Here is a 22,673-nt window from a genome sequence, read left to right as displayed (position 1 = left end):
AAACTTGTTACTTATCAAGCGCTTCGCCGGATTTCTTGGCGATACGAATTTTTTTACCGTTTTCTACTTTATAGCCTACACGTGTTGGTTCGCCCGTTTTCGGGTCGATCGGCAATACGTTCGATACGTGAATAGCCGCTTCCTGGTTCAAAATACCGCCTTGTGGGTTCGCTTGTGATGGTTTAGCATGTTTTTTCACCATGTTAACTCCTTCAACAAGGACGCGGTCTTTGCTTGGATATGCTTCAAGGATTGTTCCTTCCTTGCCTTTGTCCTTACCAGAGATTACCTTAACGCTATCTCCCTTTTTTACATGCATGAGGGGCACCTCCTTAACAGACATTTTCCGTCCATTTATGATTAAAGCACTTCAGGAGCCAAAGATACGATCTTCATGAATTGGTTTTCACGAAGTTCACGGGCAACTGGTCCGAAGATACGAGTTCCGCGCGGGCTCTTGTCATCACGTACAATAACCGCTGCGTTCTCGTCGAACTTAATGTAAGATCCGTCTGGACGACGCGCACCGCTCTTAGAACGTACGATTACCGCCTTAACGACCTCACCCTTCTTGACAACGCCACCAGGTGTTGCTTGTTTTACCGAGCAAACAATGATATCACCGATGTTAGCTACTTTACGGCCTGAGCCACCGAGAACTTTGATACATTGTACTTCACGGGCACCTGAGTTATCAGCTACTTTTAAACGACTCTCTTGTTGGATCATGGATCAATTTACCTCCCTTCAGGTAAGCAAACGTCATTCTTTACTTCTATTAAATAATAACAGCTTCTTCAACAACTTCTACAAGACGGAAACGCTTGTCTTTTGAAAGCGGACGAGTTTCCATTACGCGGACGATATCTCCAGCTTTTGCAGTGTTGTTTTCATCATGTGCTTTTAACTTTTTGGAGTATTTAACGCGTTTGCCGTATAGCGGATGCATTTTGTACGTTTCTACAAGAACTGTGATCGTTTTGTCCATTTTGTCAGACACAACACGACCAGTGTAGCTCTTGCGGTTATTACGCTCAGCCACTGTGCAAACCTCCTCTCAGGTATTAATCGTTTGTAATTCCAAGCTCTCTTTCACGCAAAACTGTTTTCGCACGTGCAATAGCTTTTTTAACTTCACGGATGCGGGCTGGATTGTCTAACTGTCCAGTCGCAAGTTGAAAGCGAAGGTTGAAAAGCTCTTCTTTAAGAGACTTTGACTTTTGTTCAATCTCAGCAGTGGTTAGGTTGCGGATCTCATTAGCTCTCATTTGCGTCACCACCCACTTCATCTCGTTTTACGAACTTAGTTTTAATCGGTAGTTTGTGAGAAGCAAGTCGTAACGCTTCACGAGCAACTTCTTCAGAAACCCCCGCAATTTCAAACATGATTTTCCCTGGTTTTACTACTGCTACCCATCCTTCAGGAGCACCTTTACCGGAACCCATTCGAACTTCTAGAGGCTTTGCAGTGTAAGGCTTATCTGGGAAAATTTTAATCCATACTTTACCGCCACGTTTCATATAACGTGTCATAGCAATACGAGCTGACTCGATTTGTCTGTTTGTAATCCAAGACGCTTCAAGAGCTTGCAGGCCGTATTCACCAAAAGCAACTTCTGTACCGCCTTTCGCACGACCGCGCATCTTACCACGGTGCTCACGACGGAATTTTACACGTTTAGGCATTAGCATGATTATTTTCCTCCTTCCTCTTGTTTCGTTCCTTTCGTCGGAAGGACTTCACCACGATAGATCCAGATCTTAACACCAATTTTACCGTAGGTAGTGTCTGCTTCTGCAGTACCGTAGTCGATGTCCGCACGAAGTGTGTGTAGTGGCACAGTACCTTCGCTGTAAGATTCAGAACGAGCAATGTCCGCTCCGCCAAGACGTCCTGAAACCTGAGTACGAATACCTAAAGCGCCAGCACGCATTGTGCGTTGGATTGTTTGTTTCATAGCACGACGGAAAGAAATACGATTTTCTAGTTGACGAGCAATGTTATCAGCAACAAGACTAGCATCTTTGTCCGGAGACTTGATTTCGTTAATGTTGATGTGTACACGCTTGCCAGTAAGTTGGTTAAGAGCTTTACGTAAAGCTTCTACTTCAGATCCACCTTTACCGATAACCATTCCTGGTTTAGCAGTGTAAATCGTAACGTTCACGCGGCTAGCGGCACGTTCGATTTCAATAGTGGATACGGATGCGTCTTTTAGACGCTTCTCAAGATACTCACGAATTTTGATGTCTTCGTGAAGTAGATCAGCATAGTCTTTATCTGCATACCATTTGGACTCCCATCCGCGAATAACGCCGACACGCAGTCCATTAGGATTCACTTTTTGACCCACTACTTATCCCTCCTTCTTTTCTGTAAGAACAACTGTAATGTGACTCGTACGTTTGTTGATACGGCTTGCGCGACCCATCGCACGTGGGCGGAATCTTTTAAGCGTTACACCTTCATCAACAAATACTTGACTTACAACCAAGTTGTTTGGTTCCATTTCGTAATTATGCTCAGCGTTAGCAATTGCCGAGTTAACGAGTTTCTCAACGATCGGAGAAGCTGATCTCGGAGTGTGTTTAAGGATTGAGATGGCTTCGCCAACTTCCTTACCACGAATTAAGTCAACCACTAAACGTGCCTTGCGAGGAGCAATACGCACTTGTTTCGCTACTGCTTTTGCTTCCATGGAAAGTACCTCCCCTCTTTATTAGCGTCTTGTTTTCTTGTCGTCAGAAGCGTGGCCTTTGTAAGTTCTTGATGGTGCGAACTCGCCAAGCTTGTGTCCAACCATATCTTCTGATACGTAAACCGGTACGTGTTTACGACCATCATAAACTGCGATCGTGTGACCGATGAATTGTGGGAAAATTGTAGAGCGACGAGACCAAGTCTTGATAACCTTTTTGTCATCATTCTCGTTTTGTACTTCAACCTTCTTCATTAGGTGATCATCGACGAAAGGTCCTTTTTTTAAGCTGCGACCCATGTGTGTACCTCCCTTCGTGACTGCCCTACGGTTCCTTGATAGAACCGTAGCACAACCCCGTTATTTTTTGCGACGACGTACAATATATTTATCCGTGTCTTTATTCTTCTTACGCGTTTTGAAGCCAAGTGTCGGTTTGCCCCAAGGTGACATTGGTGATTTACGACCGATTGGTGCGCGTCCTTCACCACCACCGTGTGGGTGATCAACTGGGTTCATTACAGAACCACGAACTGTCGGGCGCTTGCCTAACCAGCGGGAACGACCGGCTTTACCGATTGTTACAAGTTCGTGCTCTGTGTTTCCTACTTGACCGATTGTAGCGCGGCAAGTAGCAAGAATCATACGAGTTTCGCCTGAACGAAGACGTACAAGTACGTAGTCTCCTTCTTTACCAAGAAGTTGAGCTTCAGCACCCGCTGAACGTACCAGCTGTCCGCCTTTTCCTGGCTTAAGCTCGATGTTGTGAATGATTGTACCAACTGGAATGTCCTTCAGTTGAAGTGCGTTACCGATTTTGATGTCAGCATCTTTACCAGAAACGATTTCCATTCCTACTTTAAGTCCTTTAGGTGCAAGGATGTAACGCTTTTCTCCATCAACGTAGTTGATTAGAGCGATGTTCGCAGAACGGTTTGGATCGTATTCGATCGTAGCAACGCGGCCTGGAATTCCATCTTTGTTACGCTTAAAGTCAATGATACGGTATTGGCGTTTGTGTCCGCCACCTTGGTGACGTACAGTAATACGACCATGGTTGTTTCGACCGGCTTTCTTGCTTAGTGGTGCAAGCAAGGATTTTTCCGGCTTATCTGTAGTGATCTCCTGGAAGTCAAGAACAGACATTCCACGGCGACCGTTAGTGGTTGGTTTATACTTTTTAATAGCCATCAGAGTTTCCCTCCTTCTCTATAAAAATGTTTTATACACCTTCAAAGAAGTCTAGTTCTTTGCTATCAGGTGTTAACTGAACAATGGCTTTCTTGCGCTTGCTTTTGTAGCCTGTATAACGTCCGAAACGACGGAATTTACCTTTGTAATTCTGTGTGTTGACTTTGTCTACTGTCACACCGAAGATCTCTTCGACAGCGTCTTTAATCTGAGTTTTGTTAGCGCGAGTGTCCACTTCAAAAGTGTACTTTTTCTCTGCCATCAAGTCAGTAGAACGTTCAGTGATTACGGGGCGCTTAATAATATCACGAGCGTTTGCCATTATGCAAGCACCTCCTCTACCTTTTTAACAGCGTCTTGAGTGATCACAAGGTTGCTGTGGCTCACGACGTCTAACACGTTAAGACCGTCTGCAGTAATTGTTTTTACTCCAGGAAGGTTTCGTGTAGAAAGAGCGACCGCATCGTTGTAGTCAGCAGTTACAACAAGAGTTTTTTCTCCTGCAGAAAAGCCGGCTAAAACAGCTTTCATCTCTTTTGTTTTTGGTGTTTCAAGGCTCAATCCTTCCAGTACGCGAATCTCTTCGGCTTGTACTTTAGAAGAAAGAGCTGATTTGATCGCCAGACGACGAACTTTTTTCGGTAATTTGTAGCCATAGCTACGTGGTGTAGGACCGAATGCAACACCCCCGCCAACCCATAGTGGGGAACGGATTGTACCGTGACGTGCACGGCCGGTACCTTTTTGTCTCCAAGGCTTCTTACCGCCACCGCGAACGTCTGAACGTCCTTTAACAGCGTGCGTACCTTGTCTTTGTGATGCTTGCTGCATGATTACAGCGTCATATAGAACACTTTCATTTGGCTCAATACCGAAAATACTATCGGATAGTTCGATATCGCCAACTTGAGAGCCAGTTTGGTTAAATAAAGCAACTTTAGGCATCAGGGCTCCTCCTTTCCTAGTCGATCTACTTATTTAGCTTTTACAGCAGATTCTACTGTAACATAGCTTTTTTTCGCACCCGGTACATTTCCTTTTACCAAGAGCAAGTTGCGTTCTGTATCTACACGGACAACTTCAAGGTTTTGAATCGTTTTTGTTTCTCCACCCATTTGTCCAGGTAAGTTTTTACCTTTACGTACGTGGTTCGGGTCAACAGGACCCATTGAACCAGGACGACGGTGATAACGTGAACCGTGGGACATTGGTCCGCGGGACTGGTTGTGGCGCTTGATTGCACCTTGGAAACCTTTACCTTTGGATTGTCCTGTTACGTCAACAACATCTCCTGCTGCAAAAGTATCTACTTTGACTTCCTGACCAACTTCATAATCCGCTAAGTTCACATCGCGAATTTCTCTAACGAAGCGCTTAGGGGCAGTGTCGGCTTTAGCAGCGTGTCCTTTTTCAGGTTTGTTAGCGCGGTGATCTTTCTTGTCACCGAAACCAACTTGGATAGCTTCGTAACCGTCAGCTTCAACCGTTTTCTTTTGAAGAACAACGTTTGGAGTCGCTTCGATTACTGTTACTGGGATGACCTCGCCGTTATCAGCGAACACTTGAGTCATTCCTAATTTCTTACCTAAGATTCCTTTGGTCATGAGTCACACCTCCTGTTATTAAACAATCATTTATAGTTTGATTTCAATGTCAACGCCTGATGGCAGGTCTAATCGCATAAGTGCATCCACTGTTTGTGGGGTTGGTTCAATGATGTCGATTAAACGCTTGTGAGTACGCATTTCGAACTGCTCACGAGAGTCTTTATACTTGTGCACCGCACGAAGTACTGTGTAGATCGATTTTTCAGTTGGAAGCGGGATAGGACCAGCTACACTGGCACCTGAACGCTTAGCTGTTTCAACGATCTTCTCAGCAGACTGATCAAGAGTTCTGTGATCGTACGCTTTAAGACGGATACGAATCTTTTGTTTTGCCATTTGATTACCTCCTTTTTTCGCCCATTTTGGAAATAGACTTGCTCCGTGGAAATTTTCCTAGCACCGCTCCATGGCAACGGGGGCTGGTGTGTCGGTAACCTCCCACATCAACGCCTGTCATGTGACCAACATTATTCATTATACATTAATGCCTAATGCAGATCAAGTGATTTCTGTAATTTATATACGTAATCACACTTTTACTATTATAAAGATTATCTCATCTGATTTCAAGTGCTAGATGGTGTGGGAATGTTTTCTTTTAGTTTTGGAGGTTATATCGGGGAAAATCGGGGTATTTTCTTTATTTTGAAGTCAGTTGGGGTCTCGTTAATTCTCCGACTGGTATCGTATATCTTTGGGTTATCATGAATCGGATATCATGAATCCTTGGGTGGTTAACGTAAATCTCCGTAATTTATCATGGAACTCCTTAATCGGAAACAGAAAAATCCATCTATCGTGCAGATTCCTTAATCCATCACGATCTTAATTCTTTCATCCGCACTTTTTCCCTGAGTTCGGCCGTGGGATTCCTGAAAATAAACCATTATACCTTAACCTAGACACTGCCCCCCTGTCTCATAAACAAACATCACCCTCCTCTCTTAGATAGAAGAAACTCGTAAATCAATCCAATAAAAAACAGCCCCCGGGGAAATCCCGGGGGCTGCATGTAAAGCCTTAGCTTAGTTATTACTCAGTGATTTCAGCAACAACGCCGGCACCAACAGTACGTCCACCCTCACGGATAGAGAACTTAGTACCTTCTTCGATCGCGATTGGGTTGATTAGCTCAACTGTCATCTCGATGTTGTCACCAGGCATTACCATCTCAACGCCTTCTGGAAGGTTACAGATTCCAGTTACGTCAGTTGTACGGAAGTAGAACTGAGGACGGTAGTTAGTGAAGAATGGAGTGTGACGTCCACCCTCTTCTTTAGATAGTACATAAACTTCAGCTTTGAACTTCGTGTGTGGAGTGATTGTTCCTGGCTTTGCAAGAACTTGTCCACGAGTGATGTCGTCACGGGATACACCACGTAGTAGTGCTCCAATGTTGTCACCAGCTTCAGCATAGTCAAGAAGCTTACGGAACATTTCTACTCCAGTTACAGTAGTCTTCTTAGACTCTTCTTCGATACCGATGATTTCTACTTCGTCACCAACGTTAAGCTGTCCACGCTCAACACGGCCAGTTGCAACAGTACCACGGCCAGTGATAGAGAATACGTCCTCTACTGGCATCATGAATGGCTTGTCTTTGTCACGCTCTGGAGTTGGGATATACTCGTCAACTTGCGCCATTAGGTCGATGATCGCTTGCTCGTGATCAGCGTCGCCTTCTAGAGCTTTAAGAGCAGAACCTTTTACTACTGGGATGTCATCACCAGGGAAGTCGTACTCAGAAAGAAGGTCACGTACTTCCATTTCTACTAGCTCAAGTAGCTCTTCGTCGTCAACTTGGTCAGTTTTGTTAAGGAATACTACGATTGAAGGTACCCCTACCTGACGGGAAAGAAGGATGTGCTCACGAGTTTGTGGCATTGGGCCGTCAGCAGCGGATACTACAAGAATAGCTCCGTCCATTTGAGCGGCACCAGTGATCATGTTCTTAACGTAGTCAGCGTGTCCTGGGCAGTCTACGTGTGCATAGTGACGGCTGTCAGTTTCGTACTCAACGTGTGCAGTGGAGATTGTGATTCCACGCTCGCGCTCTTCAGGAGCTCCGTCGATTTGGTCATAAGCCATCGCAGTACCTTTACCGGATTTCTTATGAAGTACGTGAGTGATTGCAGCAGTTAGTGTTGTTTTACCGTGGTCAACGTGTCCAATAGTACCAATGTTGGCATGCGTCTTGGAACGATCAAATTTTTCTTTAGCCATGATCTAATTCCTCCTTGAATTTCATAGAATTTTTATATTAGGGAGAATGATGAAAAGCTGTACCTCTCATCACTCTAAGCTTACAACAAACTTAGCTTACAACAAAATGACCTGTGAGACAATAACAGATTACTTACCAGACTGTTTTTTGATGATCTCTTCAGAAATACTCTTAGGTACTTCTTCATAGTGGTCAAAATGCATTGTGTACTGTCCGCGTCCTTGCGTGTTGGAACGCAGGGAAGTAGCGTAACCGAACATTTCGGAAAGTGGCACCATCGCCTTAACAATTTGTGCGTTACCGCGGGCTTCCATACCTTCAACTCGTCCACGACGGGAAGTTACGTCACCCATGATGTCTCCCATGTACTCTTCAGGTACAACCACTTCAACTTTCATGACTGGCTCAAGAATAGCCGGGTTACATTTTTTCGCCGCTTCTTTAACAGCCAGGGAAGCAGCTACTTTAAATGCCATCTCGTTGGAGTCGACATCGTGGTAAGAACCATCAACAAGGGTGGCTTTTACGTCGATAACTTCGTATCCGGCGAGCATCCCGTTCTTAAGGGACTCTTCAAGACCCTGTCCAACTGATGGGATGTATTCACGAGGAACAACACCGCCGACAACTTTATCAACGAACTCGAAGCCTTTACCTTCTTCGTTAGGTTCGAACTCAACCCATACGTGACCGAATTGTCCACGACCACCGGATTGACGTACGAATTTACCTTCAACTTTCGCCGCTTGACGGATTGTCTCACGGTAGGAAACCTGAGGTGCACCAACATTTGCTTCCACTTTGAATTCACGCTTCATACGGTCAACGATGATATCAAGGTGAAGCTCACCCATACCTGCGATGATCGTTTGTCCTGTTTCTTCATCAGTGTGTGTGCGGAATGTTGGATCTTCTTCTGCAAGCTTACCTAAAGCGATACCCATTTTATCCTGGTCAGCTTTAGACTTAGGCTCTACAGAAAGGGAGATTACCGGCTCAGGGAATTCCATGGATTCAAGAATAACCATGTTCTTCTCATCACAGATTGTGTCTCCTGTAGTTGTGCTCTTAAGCCCGACACCCGCAGCGATATCACCAGCGTAAACAGTAGGAATCTCTTCACGGTGATTCGCGTGCATTTGAAGGATACGTCCCATACGCTCACGCTTATCTTTCGTTGAGTTCTTAACGTAAGAACCAGCGTCAACAGTACCAGAGTATACGCGGAAGAATGTAAGTTTACCTACGAAAGGATCCGTCATAACTTTAAATGCCAATGCAGAGAATGGCTCGTCATCACTTGGCTTACGCAGAACTTCTTCTTCGCTGTCCGGTAGCATTCCAGTCATTGGAGGTACGTCCAATGGAGATGGAAGGTAGTCGATAACAGCATCAAGCATAAGCTGAACACCTTTGTTTTTAAAGGCAGATCCGCAGATGACAGGGTAGAATTCAACGTCACAAGTACCTTTACGGATCGCAGCTTTGATCTCTTCAGTCGTAAGCTCTTCACCTTCAAGGTATTTCATCATTAAATCTTCGTCAAGTTCGGAAACTGCTTCAAGTAACTTTTCACGGTACTCATTCGCTTGATCCTTATACTCATCCGGAATTTCACGTGCTTCAGTACGTGAACCGAGATCATCTAAGTAGTAGTAAGCGTGCATTTCAACAAGGTCGATGATACCTTCGAAGTCATCTTCTGCACCGATTGGCAACTGGATCGCATGTGCGTTAGCACCAAGACGATCGTGCATTGTGCCTAGTGAGTAGATGAAGTCAGCACCGATCTTATCCATTTTGTTTACGAAAACAACACGTGGTACGCCATACGTAGTTGCCTGACGCCATACAGTTTCCGTTTGTGGTTCTACACCGGACTGTGCATCAAGTACAGCTACGGCACCATCAAGTACACGTAAAGAACGCTCTACCTCTACAGTAAAGTCTACGTGTCCTGGAGTATCGATGATATTTACACGGTGTTCTTTCCAAGCGGCTGTTGTCGCAGCAGAAGTGATCGTGATTCCACGCTCTTGCTCCTGGTCCATCCAGTCCATTTGAGAAGCACCTTCGTGCGTTTCACCGATTTTGTGAATACGCCCTGTGTAGAAAAGTACACGCTCAGTCGTCGTCGTCTTACCGGCATCGATGTGAGCCATGATTCCGATATTACGCGTCTTTTCTAAGGAGAATTCTCTTCCCATGGTCATTTTCTCCTTCCTTAAGTGAAGATGTTAGTGGGTTGGAGATGGTTCCGAGGGAAAGCCGGGTGACCGGCCTCCTCAGTATCCCGTCTCGATTAACTGTTTTGAAATATACCGCCCGTAAGCCGGGCAAGTATTTTCTTACCAGCGGTAGTGAGCGAATGCTTTGTTCGCTTCTGCCATACGGTGAGTATCTTCGCGCTTTTTAACAGCGGCTCCCGTATTATTTGCAGCGTCCATAATTTCGTTGGCAAGACGCTCTTCCATCGTTTTTTCACCACGAAGGCGAGCGTAGCTTACTAACCAGCGAAGTCCCAGTGCAGTACGTCGCTCTGGTTTTACTTCGATTGGTACTTGGTAGTTTGCACCACCAACACGGCGTGCTTTAACTTCAAGAACAGGCATGATGTTTTTAAGTGCTTGTTCGAATACTTCTTGAGGATCATTGCCGGTACGTTCTTTTACTAATTCGAAAGACTTGTAAAGAGTCGTTTGTGCTTTCCCTTTTTTACCGTCGATCATCATACGGTTGATCATACGTGTAACAAGCTTCGATTTGTAAAGTGGATCAGGTAATACGTCTCTTTTTGGTACTGGTCCTTTACGAGGCATGTGGTCCCCTCCTTCCATCCATTAATAGTAGTTTATATCTGTCTTAATCAATTATTTTTTAGGACGCTTTGTTCCGTACTTGGAACGACCTTGTGCACGGTTTTCAACTCCGGCAGTATCAAGCGCACCACGTACGATGTGGTAACGTACCCCCGGTAAGTCTTTTACTCGTCCACCACGGATGAGGACAACACTGTGTTCCTGAAGGTTGTGCCCGATTCCTGGGATATAAGCTGTCACTTCAATTTGGTTCGTAAGACGTACACGAGCATATTTACGCAATGCGGAGTTTGGTTTCTTTGGTGTCATTGTACCAACACGAGTACAAACGCCACGCTTTTGCGGTGAGCTCAAGTCCGTTTGAACTTTCTTGAAGCTGTTGTAACCTTTATTTAAAGCTGGTGAGTCGGACTTTCTAACTTTAGATACGCGACCTTTGCGTACTAACTGGTTAATTGTAGGCATGGTTTTTCCTCCTTTCGTATCAACTTGGTTCAAGTCCACTGGTCCAGGTGGTTCATAAAAGTACAAAAGTAAAGTTTTTGCCGCAGAAGGTGAACCCCTTAAGCAAAAACCCATTTACTTTTTAATTGCTACAATCGCTGCTGATACGTCAATTCCGCATGCTTTTCCAAGCTTTTTCATGGAATCAACGGTCTGAATCGGCACCCCCTGGTCTTCGGCTAGCGCCAGGACTTTGGAAAGTACACCGTGATCAGCATCGTCGGCAATGATTAATTCTTTAACCTGCTGTTCTTCCAGTGCTTTTAAAGTTTGTTTCGTGCCCACTATTCGTTCATTGGCCTGCACTACTTTTTCATAAGACATCAATAATCCTCCAAAGCATCAGGTATTAGGCGCACTTTTATATATTATCACTAGGGATAACATGTGTCAACAACCTGTTCGAATTTTTATTGAGCAGGACCGGAGTGGCGGAAAAGCCACTCCGGGTGCCCATGATTAATCCTGGATCGTCGCTTCTTCAATCGCCGGCATTTCAGACTGTGCATCTTCTTCCATAGCAAGGTTGATCTTTCTATAGCGCTGCATGCCTGTACCAGCCGGAACAAGCTTACCGATAATAACGTTCTCTTTCAGTCCTACAAGCTCATCTCGTTTTCCTTTAATTGCTGCGTCAGTCAGGACACGAGTCGTTTCCTGGAAGGAGGCGGCAGATAAGAAGGAATCTGTTTCAAGAGATGCTTTTGTAATACCGAGCAGAACCGGCTTACCTGTTGCTGGTGTGCCGCCGCGAAGGAGCACATCTTTGTTGGCTTCGTTGAACTGGTGAATTTCAATAAGGGATCCTGGAAGTACTTCTGTGTCCCCTGCGTCAAGAACGCGGATTTTACGAAGCATCTGGCGAACCATTACTTCCACGTGCTTATCACCAATTTCCACCCCTTGCATGCGGTATACTTTTTGTACTTCGCGAAGAAGGTACTCCTGTACACCTTGAACACCGGATACGGTGAGAAGTTCTTTCGGATCAATAGAACCTTCTGTAAGTTCCTGCCCCGGTTTAACTTCAGTACCCACTTCTACTTTCATGCGGGAGCCGTATGGTGTTGTGTAAGAACGGGTTTCAAGATCACCTTTAACGATAATCTCTTTCTTTTCGTTTACTTCCTTCACGTCGGTGACCACACCCTGAATCTCGGAAATGACAGCCTGACCTTTAGGGTTACGGGCTTCAAATACCTCTTGGATACGTGGTAAACCTTGAGTGATGTCGTCTCCGGCTACCCCGCCTGTGTGGAAGGTACGCATCGTTAACTGTGTACCCGGCTCACCGATTGACTGGGCAGCGATGATTCCTACCGCTTCGCCTACTTCTACTTCTGCACCTGTTGCAAGGTTGCGTCCGTAGCAGGCCTTACATACGCCGTGTTTTGTGTCACATGTGAAGGCAGAACGAATAGTTAGTTCTTTTACACCGGAATCTTCGATGAGTTTACTTGTGTCTTCATCAAGAGTCTGGTTTTTCTCAGCAAGGACTTCACCTGTTTCAGGGTGATGTACCGTCTGGAATGTTAAACGGCCGACAAGGCGGTCGTATAATGGTTCAATAACTTCTGTACCTTCCTTAATGGCAGCCACTTTCAAGCCGCGGTCTGTTCCACAGTCTTGTTCGCGAACAATAACATCCTGTGCAACATCAACCAGCCGGCGTGTAAGGTAACCTGAGTCGGCTGTTTTAAGGGCCGTATCGGCAAGACCTTTACGGGCACCGTGGGTGGAGATAAAGTACTCAAGTACTGTAAGTCCCTCACGGAAACTGGATTTTATCGGAAGCTCGATGATTCGCCCGGATGGGTTTGCCATCAGACCACGCATACCTGCAAGCTGCGTAAAGTTCGACGCGTTACCACGGGCACCGGAATCACTCATCATGAAGATCGGGTTGGAGGTATCAAGTGTACCCATCAACTTGCTCTGGATCACATCTTTCGCCGAGCTCCAGATCTCAATAACCTTGTCATAACGCTCTTCTTCCGTGATCAGACCACGGCGGAACTGCTTTAGGACACGGTCTACTTTTCCTTCCGCTTCGTCCAGGATTTTCTGTTTGTCTTTAAGTACCACGATATCAGATACACCGATGGTAATACCTGCTTTTGTGGAGTAGTAGAATCCTAAGTCCTTCATTTTATCAAGCATGATTGACGTTTCGGATACTTTAAACTTCTTAAAGACTTCAGCGATAATATCGCCGAGGAATCCTTTTTTAAACGGCTTAATAACGTCACGCTCAGCGAATTCCTTTTTCACATCTGTGCCTGTTGACACGATATACGTATCAGGTGTTTCTTCCTGAAGGTTATAAGCTGTCGGTTCGTTAATATAAGGAAACTCAGGAGGCAGGATTTCGTTAAAGATAACCTTACCTACTGACGTTAGAATCAGTTTTCCTTTTTGGTGATCCTTAAATGGCTTATCGCCAAGAGAATCAACCGGAACGGCAATACGGGTATGAAGGTGTACATAACCGTTTTGATATGCTGTCAGCACTTCATTTGGTCCGTAATACACGTTCGCTTCGCCTACTGCATCTTTTCGCTCAAGTGTAAGGTAGTAGTTACCCAGCACCATATCCTGGGACGGAGTAACAACAGGCTTGCCATCTTTAGGGTTCAAGATGTTTTGCGCTGCAAGCATAAGAAGGCGTGACTCGGCCTGTGCTTCAGCAGAAAGAGGTACGTGAACGGCCATTTGGTCTCCGTCAAAGTCGGCGTTGTAAGCTGTACACACAAGTGGGTGCAGCTTAATTGCACGACCTTCAACCAGAGTCGGCTCAAATGCCTGGATACCCAATCTGTGAAGGGTAGGTGCCCGGTTAAGAAGAACCGGGTGCTCTTTAATGACTTCTTCAAGAACATCCCATACTTCCGGCTGAACGCGCTCTACTTTACGCTTGGCGCTCTTGATGTTGTGGGCAAGACCTTTACTTACAAGCTCTTTCATTACAAAAGGCTTAAACAGTTCAAGAGCCATTTCCTTTGGAAGACCGCACTGGTACATCTTAAGGTGAGGACCTACTACGATAACGGAACGTCCGGAGTAGTCAACACGTTTACCAAGAAGGTTTTGACGGAAACGTCCTTGCTTACCTTTAAGCATGTGGGAAAGAGATTTCAACGGGCGGTTACCAGGTCCTGTTACAGGACGGCCGCGTCGTCCGTTATCGATTAAGGCATCGACTGCTTCCTGAAGCATACGCTTCTCGTTTTGAACGATGATGCTTGGAGCACCAAGGTCGAGGAGACGCTTTAATCGGTTGTTACGGTTAATTACACGGCGGTAAAGGTCGTTTAAGTCGGAAGTCGCAAAGCGTCCTCCGTCTAACTGAACCATCGGACGCAATTCCGGCGGGATGACAGGAAGAACATCAAGGATCATCCAGTCAGGTTTGTTGCCGGAGTTACGGAATGCTTCAAGAACTTCAAGGCGCTTGATCGCACGTGTGCGTCTTTGACCTTGAGCTGTAAGCAATTCTTCTTTCAGCATATTTACTTCTTTATCAAGATCAATGTCCTGAAGAAGCTTGCGGATTGCTTCCGCTCCCATAGAGGCTGTGAAAGAACGGCCGTACTTTTCACGGTACGTCCGGTATTCTCTCTCAGACAGCAGCTGCTTGAGTTCAAGCGGTGTGTCTCCTGTTTCAGTAACTACATACGATGCGAAGTAGATTACTTCCTCAAGAGAACGTGGGGACATGTCCAGGACAAGCCCCATTCTGCTTGGGATTCCTTTAAAGTACCAGATGTGAGATACAGGGGCAGCAAGCTCGATGTGTCCCATTCTCTCACGACGTACTTTTGCACGTGTTACTTCTACGCCACATCGGTCACATACGACACCTTTGTAGCGGACACGCTTATATTTACCACAATGACATTCCCAATCTTTTGTTGGACCGAAAATGCGCTCACAGAACAAACCGTCTTTTTCAGGCTTAAGCGTTCTGTAGTTGATTGTTTCTGGCTTTTTGACTTCCCCTCTTGACCAAGAGCGGATTTTATCCGGAGAAGCCAAGCCAATTTTCATATACTCAAAGTTATTAACATCTATCAAGGGGCCAACCTCCCTTTCGACTTTCAAGATCTGCCATTAACCGTTTGATTCAGTGGACTCTAGGTTCAAATTCAACTTGTCGTTGTTCTGATCATCTTCGTCATCCAGCTCCAGCATTTCGATTTCCTCTTCATTACTGGTAAGCATCTTCACGTCCATACCAAGACTCTGAAGCTCTTTGATAAGAACTTTAAACGACTCAGGAACACCTGGTTCCGGTACGTTTTCACCTTTCACGATCGCTTCGTACGTTTTAACACGTCCGACAACGTCATCGGATTTCACAGTAAGGATCTCCTGCAGGGTGTAAGCAGCACCATATGCCTCAAGTGCCCATACCTCCATCTCACCGAAACGCTGACCACCGAACTGTGCTTTACCACCGAGCGGCTGCTGGGTTACGAGTGAATATGGTCCCGTTGAACGGGCGTGAAGCTTGTCATCAACCATGTGTGCCAGCTTGATCATATACATAACACCGACAGAAACACGGTTATCAAACGGTTCACCGGTTCTTCCATCATATAGTACCGTCTTCGCATCTTCAGCCATACCGGCTTCAGCGATCGTAGACCATACGTCTTCCTCACGGGCACCGTCAAATACCGGAGATGCAATGTGGATACCGAGGGCTTTTGCAGCCATACCCATATGCATTTCAAGTACCTGCCCGATGTTCATACGAGATGGTACACCCAGTGGGTTTAACATGATGTCAATCGGCGTTCCATCCGGAAGGTAAGGCATATCTTCTTCAGGAAGGATCTTGGAGATAACACCTTTGTTACCGTGACGGCCGGCCATTTTATCCCCTTCGTGAATCTTACGCTTCTGTACGAGGTATACACGCACAAGCTGGTTCACGCCTGGTGGCAGCTCATCTCCGTCTTCACGGTTAAAGATCTTCACATCAAGAACGATTCCATCACCGCCGTGTGGCGCACGCAGGGATGTATCACGTACTTCACGTGCTTTCTCACCGAAGATCGCATGAAGGAGACGCTCTTCTGCAGTAAGTTCGGTAACTCCCTTAGGTGTTACTTTCCCTACAAGAATATCTCCGTCTTTCACTTCAGCACCCACGCGGATAATTCCACGGTCATCGAGGTTGCGAAGGGCATCCTCACCGACGTTTGGAATATCTCTGGTGATTTCTTCAGGTCCGAGCTTCGTATCACGGGCTTCAGACTCGTATTCTTCAATATGAATGGATGTGTAGACATCGTCTTTTACAAGACGCTCACTTAAGATGATCGCATCCTCATAGTTGTAACCGTCCCAAGTCATAAATCCGACTACGACGTTACGACCCAGGGCCATTTCACCTTTTTCCATTGATGGTCCGTCAGCAAGGATCTCACCATTTGTTACGATGTCACCTTCACTTACGATCGGACGCTGGTTGTAGCAGGTTCCCTGGTTGGATCGGATGAACTTTTGAAGGTTATAGCGAATTGCGTCCCCTTCAATCTCTTTTCCGTCCACTTCTTCGATACGGCGAACCTGAATATAGTTACCGGACACGCGCTCTACGCGGCCTTTTGATTTTGAAATAACGGCAGCACCGGAGTCTTTGGCAGACACATACTCCATTCCTGTTCCCACGATCGGGGATTCTGGGTTAAGAAGCGGCACGGCCTGACGTTGCATGTTTGCTCCCATAAGGGCACGGTTGGAGTCATCGTTTTCCAGGAACGGGATACATGCTGTCGCAGCAGATACTACCTGCTTAGGCGATACGTCCATGTAGTCAACGCGGTCTTTTGGTACAACGATGTTTTCACCACGGAAACGGCAGATGATGTTGTCATCGATAAAGTAACCTTCATCATCGAGTTTCGCGTTAGCCTGGGCTACAACGTAGTTATCCTCTTCGTCAGCAGTCAGGTAGTCGATTTGGGCAGACACAGCACCACGTTCGTGGTCAACCTTACGATAAGGTGTTTCCATGAAGCCAAACTCGTTTACCTTCGCAAAGCTGGAAAGGGAGTTAATCAAACCGATGTTCGGACCCTCAGGTGTTTCGATCGGACACATACGGCCATAGTGGGAGTAGTGAACGTCTCGTACTTCAAAGCCGGCACGTTCACGAGTCAGACCACCAGGTCCGAGTGCAGACAGACGACGCTTGTGCGTAAGTTCTGCAAGCGGGTTTGTCTGGTCCATAAACTGAGAAAGCTGAGAGCTTCCGAAGAACTCTTTAATTGATGCAATAACCGGACGGATGTTGATTAGCGCCTGTGGCGTAATCATGTTTGCATCCTGAATAGACATACGCTCACGAACGACACGTTCCATACGGGATAATCCGATACGGAACTGGTTTTGAAGCAGTTCGCCGACAGAGCGCAGACGACGGTTACCTAAGTGGTCAATGTCATCTGTGTTTCCGACACCGTGAAGCAGGTTAAAGAAGTAGTTAATAGAAGAGATGATGTCAGCAGGTGTAATGTTCTTCACACTGCGGTCAACAACCCCATTGCTGATCACGCGAATCGGTTCAGCGTCTTCTTTACCGTTTTGAGGGTGAATAAGAACAGACTGAAGTTCTACATCTTCCTCATCCACTACACCGCCATTAAGGGTATAGTGACGGAAACCAACGTTATTTTCCAGATAAGGAATAAGGCGGTCGAGAAGACGGCGGTCAATCATAGCCCCTTCTTCCGCGAGTACTTCGCCTGTGTCCGGATCAACAAGCGTTTCAGCGAGACGCTGGTTGAAAAGACGTTCCTTAATATGGAGTTTCTTATTCATTTTGTAGCGACCAACATTGGCAAGGTCATAACGCTTCGGATCGAAGAAGCGGGACTCTAAAAGACTCTTGGCATTGTCGACTGTTGGTGGCTCTCCTGGGCGAAGGCGCTCATAGATTTCAAGCAACGCTTTCTCTGAGCTGTCCGTATTGTCTTTGTCAAGTGAGTTACGTAAGTATTCATCTTCTCCCAGTAAGTCAATGATCTCTTGATCAGTTCCAAACCCGAGAGCACGGAGTAATACCGTAACCGGGATTTTTCGTGTACGGTCAATACGCACATAAACGACATCTTTTGCGTCGGTTTCAAGCTCCAACCACGCACCGCGGTTTGGAATCACAGTAGCGCCGAAGCCTTTTTTACCGTTTTTATCAATTTTGTCGTTAAAGTAGACACTTGGAGAACGAACGAGCTGAGACACGATAACACGTTCTGCACCGTTAATAACGAATGTCCCTGTTTCGGTCATAAGTGGGAAATCTCCCATAAATACTTCCTGCTCTTTTACTTCCCCTGTCTCTTTGTTGATCAAGCGAACCTTGACCCTAAGAGGTGCAGAATAAGTAACATCCCTCTCTTTTGAATCTTCGACAGAATATTTTGGCTCTCCTAAGCTGTAATCAATAAACTCTAAAACCAAATTACCCGTGAAGTCTTCGATCGGGGAGATGTCTGAAAACATCTCGCGAATACCCTCATCAAGAAACCATTGATAAGAAGCTGTCTGAATCTCGATTAAGTTTGGTAGTTCCAAAACTTCGTTGATTCGTGCATAACTTCTTCTCTGGCGGTGACGTCCATACTGAACTTGTTGACCTGTCAACTGATTCACCCCTCAAACCTAACGTTTTTATTAAGAAAAGCAACAGCGCCAAACTTTTCCGGTTGCGGCGCAGCACAAAAATAACTTGTATACTGCTATCCTCGCCCCCGGGACGCAATTGCTAAACATAGACATGAAAATACATTCCCATCTATGAGTCAAAGGGCATACGTTTGACACCCTCCGAGCTTCAAATAGGTCAATTTACAGGTGCATGTTTTACTGAAACAGTAAAGTTAAAAAAAAAACAAAAAAGGGTATTTTCAAAGCCTTTTATGCCGTAAGCATAAAAGACGTTACTAGTTTGTCCAAAATAACCCTTTTTATACACAGCTCCTATATTTAAACGCATTGACCCTATTTTTCATTTACATACGCATTAAATAACATTAACATAATAAAAAATCCGAGTCAATGTTTTTTACAGCGCAAAATGAAGTAGCCTTTATCTTTTATTGGAACCTCTACTTCCCCTGCTCCAAACAATTCTTCAAGCTTCTTTTTTGCAGACGGGGCTCCTTGTTTCTTTTGAATCACAACCCATAACTCGCCGTTTTCTTTCAGTTGTTCGTAAGCTTCCTCAAAAAGCTGGTGAACAGTCTGCTTTCCGGCACGGATAGGCGGATTGGTTAAAACTGCAGCATATCTCTCATCTTTAATTTCAGAGAAAAGCATACTTTCTTTTATTCTGACATTATCAACCTGGTTTTGATTTGCGTTTTGTCTGGCAAGGTTAACGGCCCGCTCATTTATATCCACCATTACAAAGGTACGTCCTGGAGCTTCTTTCGCCAGTGAAATCCCTATCGGCCCCCAGCCGCATCCGATATCAGCAATCGGTCCTTCTTCTTCAGGAAACTCAAAAGCTTCCAAAAGTACGCGTGTTCCATAATCGAGGTCTCCCTTTGAAAAAACACCGCGATCAGATATAAAAGAGAGGTCTTGTCCGCGGACGGTTACCGCTACCTTCTCAGGTTCGCTTGCCACATCCGGCTTTTCAGAATAATAGTGACCCATTTTCAATCACCTGCCTGTTGTTCTGTTGTTTTTTCTTCCTGCCTTGCTAAACAACGTGTTGATACAATTTTTGACCTGATTCCTGTTCACGGAAATGCTCAGGACAGAACACGCCTTTTGCAGGAGTCTCTGGTTTTCCCCAGTATCCATGTGTAGCTGCGGGAGGGGGGGAGCATCACTTCCAGTGATTCCCGGGAAGTATTAACATTCTCCTTAACACGACTTTCTTTCAGCAAAGAAAATCCGTCAGCCTGTTACAGGAGAGTCGTATTTATTGAGTGTAAAAAAACCCGCTTTGGAAAACCAAAGCGAGTTTTTAAGAATTCAAGCGGTATTATTTAACTTCGACAGAAGCGCCAGCTTCTTCAAGCTTAGCTTTCACTTCTTCAGCTTCGTCTTTAGCAACGCCTTCTTTGATTGCTGCAGGAGCGCCGTCTACAAGAGCTTTCGCATCTTTAAGACCCAGGCCAGTGATTTCACGAACCACTTTGATCACACCGATTTTAGAGCTTCCAGCAGACTCAAGTACTACGTCGAATTCAGTTTGCTCTTCAACAGTTTCTCCAGCTCCGCCACCAGCTGCAGCTACAGGCGCAGCAGCTTCTACTCCGAATTCTTCCTCGATCGCTTTAACAAGATCGTTTAGTTCTAATACAGACATTTCTTTAATCGCATCAATAATTTGCTCTTTAGTCATTTGTCTTTCCTCCTATTTATTATAAGTTTCTAAATTTAAGTCACGCTGACTTCAGGCATGTAAAATTTACGCGCCTTGTTCTTCCTTTTGTTCTGCAACAGCTTTTGTAGCCAATGCAAAGTTTCTGATTGGAGCTTGCATAACGCTGAGAAGCATTCCAAGCAATCCTTCGCGGGATGGTAGTTCCGCGAGTGCTTTAACTTCTTCAAGAGATGCAATGCGCCCTTCAATGACACCTGCTTTTAGTTCCAATGCATCGTGATCCTTCGCGAATTTGTTAAGAATTCTCGCAGGAGCGATAACATCCTCGTTACTAAATGCAATTGCAGTCGGTCCTACCAGCTGCTCGTCCAACTCAGTTAGACCAGCCTCAGCAGCCGCGCGACGAGTCATAGAGTTTTTGTAAACTTTGAAGTCTACGTTTGCTTCACGAAGCTGCTTACGAAGTTCAGTTACTTCAGCAACGTCAAGTCCGCGGTAATCAACAACAATTGTTGACTGGCTTTCTTTCAGCTTCGCAGCAATTTCGCTGACAACAGCTTGTTTCTGCTCAATTACTTTGCTCATCCTGTTCTGACACCTCCTATAGAATCAATGGTTCATACCGGAGAAATAAAAAGGCCTCCACGTCGCAGACATGGAGGCACACGTATCGAAAACCTGCAGGAATGCAGGGATCTGATCATGATTTCACCTCGGCAGGATATTAAGCGACAAGTCGCTCCTGCTGTCTACGGTATGAGTGTTTTATGAAAATCACTATTGAACAGTATATCCTTCCCCTAAAGAGAAGTCAACACTAAGATTAAAGTTTAAATGCGGAAGAGTTTACCTTTACGCCAGGCCCCATTGTAGAAGCAACGGAAACATTGCGCATGTAAGTTCCTTTAGAAGCTGCAGGCTTCGCTTTTAACAATGTATCGATCATTGTTTGGAAGTTTTCCTGGAGCTTGTCTGTATCAAAAGATACTTTTCCGATTGGTACGTGAATGTTACCGGATTTATCAACGCGGTATTCAACTTTACCAGCTTTAATTTCGTTCACAGCTTTTTCTACATCGAAAGTTACTGTGCCAGTTTTAGGGTTCGGCATTAGACCTTTTGGTCCAAGCACACGGCCCAGTTTACCAACTTGAGCCATCATGTCAGGTGTAGCTACAACTACATCAAAATCGAACCAACCTTGGTTGATTTTGTTGATGAGCTCCTCTTCACCTACGTGATCTGCTCCGGCAGCTTCTGCTTCTTTCGCTTTGTCGCCTTTAGCGAAAACAAGTACACGTTGTGTTTTACCTGTTCCGTTTGGAAGTACGACTGCTCCACGAATCTGCTGATCTGCTTTCTTTGGATCTACGCCAAGGCGCGCAGCTAATTCAACAGTTTCGTCAAAGTTAGCTGTTGCCGTTTTCTTTACTAACTCGATTGCTTCTTGCGCGTCGTACGCTTTTTCGCGGTCAACGAGCTTCAAAGCATCTTCGAACTTTTTGCCTTTCTTAGCCATGTTATTTCCTCCTTGATTGTGGTTTTAGCGGTTAGACCTCCCACTAATAAAGGTTGCGAGCCCGGAGGCGTGGAATCGATAAGATTGGCTTAGCCACCCTGATCGCCCAACACTTTCCAGGCGGGAGAAAATCCCCGCTTCGCAACCTTACTTACATTTCATGGGTACTATTAACCTTCGATAACGATTCCCATGCTACGGGCAGTACCTTCAACCATACGCATTGCTGCTTCAACATCAGCTGCGTTCAGGTCAGGCATTTTTGTTTCCGCGATTTCACGAACTTTATCACGACTTAACGTTGCCACCTTGTTCTTGTTCGGCTCACCAGAAGCCGTTTCAATTCCTGCTGCTTTCTTCAGTAACACTGCAGCCGGTGGAGTTTTAGTGATAAATGTAAATGAACGGTCTTCAAATACCGTGATTTCAACTGGAATGATTAAGCCCGCTTGTTCCTGTGTACGAGCGTTAAATTCTTTACAGAATCCCATGATGTTCACGCCTGCTTGACCAAGTGCTGGACCAACAGGTGGTGCTGGGTTTGCTTTACCAGCTGGGATTTGAAGTTTTACAACTTTAATGACCTTTTTAGCCACGCGACACACCTCCTTAAGTCCGTGATGTGGTATACCGGGCATGATGCCCTCCCACTCATATGCCTGCATGTTTGCAGGAAAAAACGTGAACATGATGTTCACGTCATTAACAACATTCAAATTTTATCACTTATGAAAATGAATATCAAGTCGAAATTAATATTC

At 45.5% G+C, this 22,673-nt stretch carries 25 protein-coding genes and 1 other annotated feature; all 25 genes read right to left on the bottom strand.

Going from position 1 to position 22,673, the window contains the following annotated elements; all coding sequences use genetic code 11:
* Nucleotides 1-7: 7 nt before the first annotated feature.
* The 25 genes from rplX to rplK all read right to left on the bottom strand — a co-directional run bounded on the left by rplX (nucleotide 8) and on the right by rplK (nucleotide 22,508).
* Nucleotides 8-319, bottom strand: coding sequence for a 50S ribosomal protein L24 (gene rplX / locus JSY36_RS12800; RefSeq protein ID WP_122901532.1), 312 nt, complete (start codon nucleotides 317-319; stop codon nucleotides 8-10).
* Nucleotides 320-360: 41 nt separating this feature from the next.
* Nucleotides 361-729, bottom strand: coding sequence for a 50S ribosomal protein L14 (gene rplN, locus JSY36_RS12795; RefSeq protein ID WP_026688615.1), 369 nt, complete (start codon nucleotides 727-729; stop codon nucleotides 361-363).
* A 49-nt stretch (nucleotides 730-778) separates the two neighbouring features.
* Entirely contained in the window at nucleotides 779-1,042 is a 264-nt protein-coding gene (gene rpsQ, locus JSY36_RS12790; protein ID WP_122901528.1) for a 30S ribosomal protein S17, read from the bottom strand.
* 22 nt (nucleotides 1,043-1,064) lie between these two features.
* Nucleotides 1,065-1,268, bottom strand: a complete 204-nt coding sequence (gene rpmC / locus JSY36_RS12785; protein ID WP_026688617.1) for a 50S ribosomal protein L29 — start codon at nucleotides 1,266-1,268, stop codon at nucleotides 1,065-1,067.
* A complete protein-coding gene (rplP, locus tag JSY36_RS12780; protein WP_026688618.1) occupies nucleotides 1,258-1,692 on the bottom strand; it encodes a 50S ribosomal protein L16 in 435 nt (144 codons plus the stop codon). The genes rpmC and rplP overlap by 11 nt, the downstream gene beginning before the upstream one ends.
* Nucleotides 1,693-1,694: 2 nt before the next feature.
* Entirely contained in the window at nucleotides 1,695-2,354 is a 660-nt protein-coding gene (gene rpsC, locus JSY36_RS12775) for a 30S ribosomal protein S3 (RefSeq protein ID WP_122901526.1), read from the bottom strand.
* 3 nt (nucleotides 2,355-2,357) lie between these two features.
* Nucleotides 2,358-2,699 (bottom strand): 50S ribosomal protein L22, encoded by a 342-nt coding sequence (gene rplV / locus JSY36_RS12770; protein WP_026688620.1) that lies wholly within the window; start codon nucleotides 2,697-2,699, stop codon nucleotides 2,358-2,360.
* 21 nt (nucleotides 2,700-2,720) lie between these two features.
* Complete coding sequence (gene rpsS / locus JSY36_RS12765; RefSeq protein WP_122901524.1) at nucleotides 2,721-2,999, bottom strand: 30S ribosomal protein S19; 279 nt, start codon at nucleotides 2,997-2,999, stop codon at nucleotides 2,721-2,723.
* A gap of 60 nt (nucleotides 3,000-3,059) precedes the next feature.
* Nucleotides 3,060-3,890, bottom strand: coding sequence for a 50S ribosomal protein L2 (gene rplB / locus JSY36_RS12760; protein WP_122901522.1), 831 nt, complete (start codon nucleotides 3,888-3,890; stop codon nucleotides 3,060-3,062).
* 31 nt (nucleotides 3,891-3,921) lie between these two features.
* On the bottom strand, nucleotides 3,922-4,212 hold the full coding sequence (gene rplW, locus JSY36_RS12755; protein ID WP_122901520.1) for a 50S ribosomal protein L23: 291 nt from the start codon (nucleotides 4,210-4,212) through the stop codon (nucleotides 3,922-3,924).
* Entirely contained in the window at nucleotides 4,212-4,835 is a 624-nt protein-coding gene (gene rplD / locus JSY36_RS12750) for a 50S ribosomal protein L4 (RefSeq protein WP_122901518.1), read from the bottom strand. The genes rplW and rplD overlap by 1 nt, the downstream gene beginning before the upstream one ends.
* A 29-nt stretch (nucleotides 4,836-4,864) precedes the next feature.
* Complete coding sequence (gene rplC / locus JSY36_RS12745) at nucleotides 4,865-5,494, bottom strand: 50S ribosomal protein L3 (protein WP_205166690.1); 630 nt, start codon at nucleotides 5,492-5,494, stop codon at nucleotides 4,865-4,867.
* 30 nt (nucleotides 5,495-5,524) lie between these two features.
* A complete protein-coding gene (rpsJ, locus tag JSY36_RS12740; protein WP_026688626.1) occupies nucleotides 5,525-5,833 on the bottom strand; it encodes a 30S ribosomal protein S10 in 309 nt (102 codons plus the stop codon).
* 696 nt (nucleotides 5,834-6,529) lie between these two features.
* Nucleotides 6,530-7,720, bottom strand: coding sequence for an elongation factor Tu (gene tuf, locus JSY36_RS12735; protein ID WP_122901514.1), 1,191 nt, complete (start codon nucleotides 7,718-7,720; stop codon nucleotides 6,530-6,532).
* Between the two features lie 129 nt (nucleotides 7,721-7,849).
* Nucleotides 7,850-9,928 carry an elongation factor G gene (gene fusA / locus JSY36_RS12730; protein ID WP_122901512.1) on the bottom strand — a complete coding sequence of 693 codons (2,079 nt, stop codon included), beginning with the start codon at nucleotides 9,926-9,928 and terminating at the stop codon, nucleotides 7,850-7,852.
* 141 nt (nucleotides 9,929-10,069) lie between these two features.
* Nucleotides 10,070-10,540 carry a 30S ribosomal protein S7 gene (rpsG, locus tag JSY36_RS12725; RefSeq protein ID WP_026688629.1) on the bottom strand — a complete coding sequence of 157 codons (471 nt, stop codon included), beginning with the start codon at nucleotides 10,538-10,540 and terminating at the stop codon, nucleotides 10,070-10,072.
* A gap of 51 nt (nucleotides 10,541-10,591) precedes the next feature.
* Nucleotides 10,592-11,005, bottom strand: a complete 414-nt coding sequence (rpsL, locus tag JSY36_RS12720) for a 30S ribosomal protein S12 (protein ID WP_122901510.1) — start codon at nucleotides 11,003-11,005, stop codon at nucleotides 10,592-10,594.
* Nucleotides 11,006-11,119: 114 nt separating this feature from the next.
* A complete protein-coding gene (locus JSY36_RS12715; protein WP_122901508.1) occupies nucleotides 11,120-11,368 on the bottom strand; it encodes a 50S ribosomal protein L7ae-like protein in 249 nt (82 codons plus the stop codon).
* A 135-nt stretch (nucleotides 11,369-11,503) separates the two neighbouring features.
* Nucleotides 11,504-15,118, bottom strand: a complete 3,615-nt coding sequence (rpoC, locus tag JSY36_RS12710) for a DNA-directed RNA polymerase subunit beta' (protein WP_122901506.1) — start codon at nucleotides 15,116-15,118, stop codon at nucleotides 11,504-11,506.
* A gap of 36 nt (nucleotides 15,119-15,154) precedes the next feature.
* Entirely contained in the window at nucleotides 15,155-18,697 is a 3,543-nt protein-coding gene (gene rpoB, locus JSY36_RS12705) for a DNA-directed RNA polymerase subunit beta (protein WP_122901504.1), read from the bottom strand.
* A 411-nt stretch (nucleotides 18,698-19,108) separates the two neighbouring features.
* On the bottom strand, nucleotides 19,109-19,714 hold the full coding sequence (locus JSY36_RS12700; protein ID WP_205166689.1) for a class I SAM-dependent methyltransferase: 606 nt from the start codon (nucleotides 19,712-19,714) through the stop codon (nucleotides 19,109-19,111).
* Nucleotides 19,715-20,048: 334 nt separating this feature from the next.
* Nucleotides 20,049-20,411 (bottom strand): 50S ribosomal protein L7/L12, encoded by a 363-nt coding sequence (rplL, locus tag JSY36_RS12695; RefSeq protein WP_205166688.1) that lies wholly within the window; start codon nucleotides 20,409-20,411, stop codon nucleotides 20,049-20,051.
* A 66-nt stretch (nucleotides 20,412-20,477) separates the two neighbouring features.
* Nucleotides 20,478-20,978: a 50S ribosomal protein L10 gene (rplJ, locus tag JSY36_RS12690; RefSeq protein WP_122901496.1), complete on the bottom strand. Its 501-nt coding sequence runs from the start codon at nucleotides 20,976-20,978 to the stop codon at nucleotides 20,478-20,480.
* A gap of 39 nt (nucleotides 20,979-21,017) precedes the next feature.
* Nucleotides 21,018-21,166: a sequence feature (ribosomal protein L10 leader region), on the bottom strand.
* Nucleotides 21,167-21,216: 50 nt separating this feature from the next.
* Nucleotides 21,217-21,912, bottom strand: coding sequence for a 50S ribosomal protein L1 (gene rplA, locus JSY36_RS12685; protein ID WP_122901494.1), 696 nt, complete (start codon nucleotides 21,910-21,912; stop codon nucleotides 21,217-21,219).
* Nucleotides 21,913-22,082: 170 nt separating this feature from the next.
* Complete coding sequence (gene rplK, locus JSY36_RS12680; RefSeq protein ID WP_142996816.1) at nucleotides 22,083-22,508, bottom strand: 50S ribosomal protein L11; 426 nt, start codon at nucleotides 22,506-22,508, stop codon at nucleotides 22,083-22,085.
* Nucleotides 22,509-22,673 lie beyond the last annotated feature (165 nt).

It is taken from the genome of Alteribacter salitolerans (genome assembly GCF_016901055.1).
GTDB lineage: Bacteria > Bacillota > Bacilli > Bacillales > Salisediminibacteriaceae > Alteribacter > Alteribacter keqinensis.
Note: the sequence above shows the minus strand (reverse complement) of the source record. Positions and strands in the feature narration are given on the sequence as shown.

Coding starts and splice junctions, on each gene's coding strand:
- rplX (WP_122901532.1), bottom strand. CDS start 319: ATGCATGTAAAAAAGGGAGATAGCGTTAAGGTAATCTCTGGTAAGGAC.
- rplB (WP_122901522.1), bottom strand. CDS start 3,890: ATGGCTATTAAAAAGTATAAACCAACCACTAACGGTCGCCGTGGAATG.
- rplJ (WP_122901496.1), bottom strand. CDS start 20,978: ATGAGCAAAGTAATTGAGCAGAAACAAGCTGTTGTCAGCGAAATTGCT.
- rplN (WP_026688615.1), bottom strand. CDS start 729: ATGATCCAACAAGAGAGTCGTTTAAAAGTAGCTGATAACTCAGGTGCC.
- rplV (WP_026688620.1), bottom strand. CDS start 2,699: ATGGAAGCAAAAGCAGTAGCGAAACAAGTGCGTATTGCTCCTCGCAAG.
- rpsL (WP_122901510.1), bottom strand. CDS start 11,005: ATGCCTACAATTAACCAGTTAGTACGCAAAGGTCGCGTATCTAAAGTT.
- rplP (WP_026688618.1), bottom strand. CDS start 1,692: ATGCTAATGCCTAAACGTGTAAAATTCCGTCGTGAGCACCGTGGTAAG.
- fusA (WP_122901512.1), bottom strand. CDS start 9,928: ATGGGAAGAGAATTCTCCTTAGAAAAGACGCGTAATATCGGAATCATG.
- rpmC (WP_026688617.1), bottom strand. CDS start 1,268: ATGAGAGCTAATGAGATCCGCAACCTAACCACTGCTGAGATTGAACAA.
- tuf (WP_122901514.1), bottom strand. CDS start 7,720: ATGGCTAAAGAAAAATTTGATCGTTCCAAGACGCATGCCAACATTGGT.
- rpsG (WP_026688629.1), bottom strand. CDS start 10,540: ATGCCTCGTAAAGGACCAGTACCAAAAAGAGACGTATTACCTGATCCA.
- rplC (WP_205166690.1), bottom strand. CDS start 5,494: ATGACCAAAGGAATCTTAGGTAAGAAATTAGGAATGACTCAAGTGTTC.
- rpsJ (WP_026688626.1), bottom strand. CDS start 5,833: ATGGCAAAACAAAAGATTCGTATCCGTCTTAAAGCGTACGATCACAGA.
- rpsS (WP_122901524.1), bottom strand. CDS start 2,999: ATGGGTCGCAGCTTAAAAAAAGGACCTTTCGTCGATGATCACCTAATG.
- rplW (WP_122901520.1), bottom strand. CDS start 4,212: ATGGCAAACGCTCGTGATATTATTAAGCGCCCCGTAATCACTGAACGT.
- JSY36_RS12715 (WP_122901508.1), bottom strand. CDS start 11,368: ATGTCTTATGAAAAAGTAGTGCAGGCCAATGAACGAATAGTGGGCACG.
- rplA (WP_122901494.1), bottom strand. CDS start 21,912: ATGGCTAAGAAAGGCAAAAAGTTCGAAGATGCTTTGAAGCTCGTTGAC.
- rplD (WP_122901518.1), bottom strand. CDS start 4,835: ATGCCTAAAGTTGCTTTATTTAACCAAACTGGCTCTCAAGTTGGCGAT.
- rplL (WP_205166688.1), bottom strand. CDS start 20,411: ATGACTAAAGAGCAAATTATTGATGCGATTAAAGAAATGTCTGTATTA.
- JSY36_RS12700 (WP_205166689.1), bottom strand. CDS start 19,714: ATGGGTCACTATTATTCTGAAAAGCCGGATGTGGCAAGCGAACCTGAG.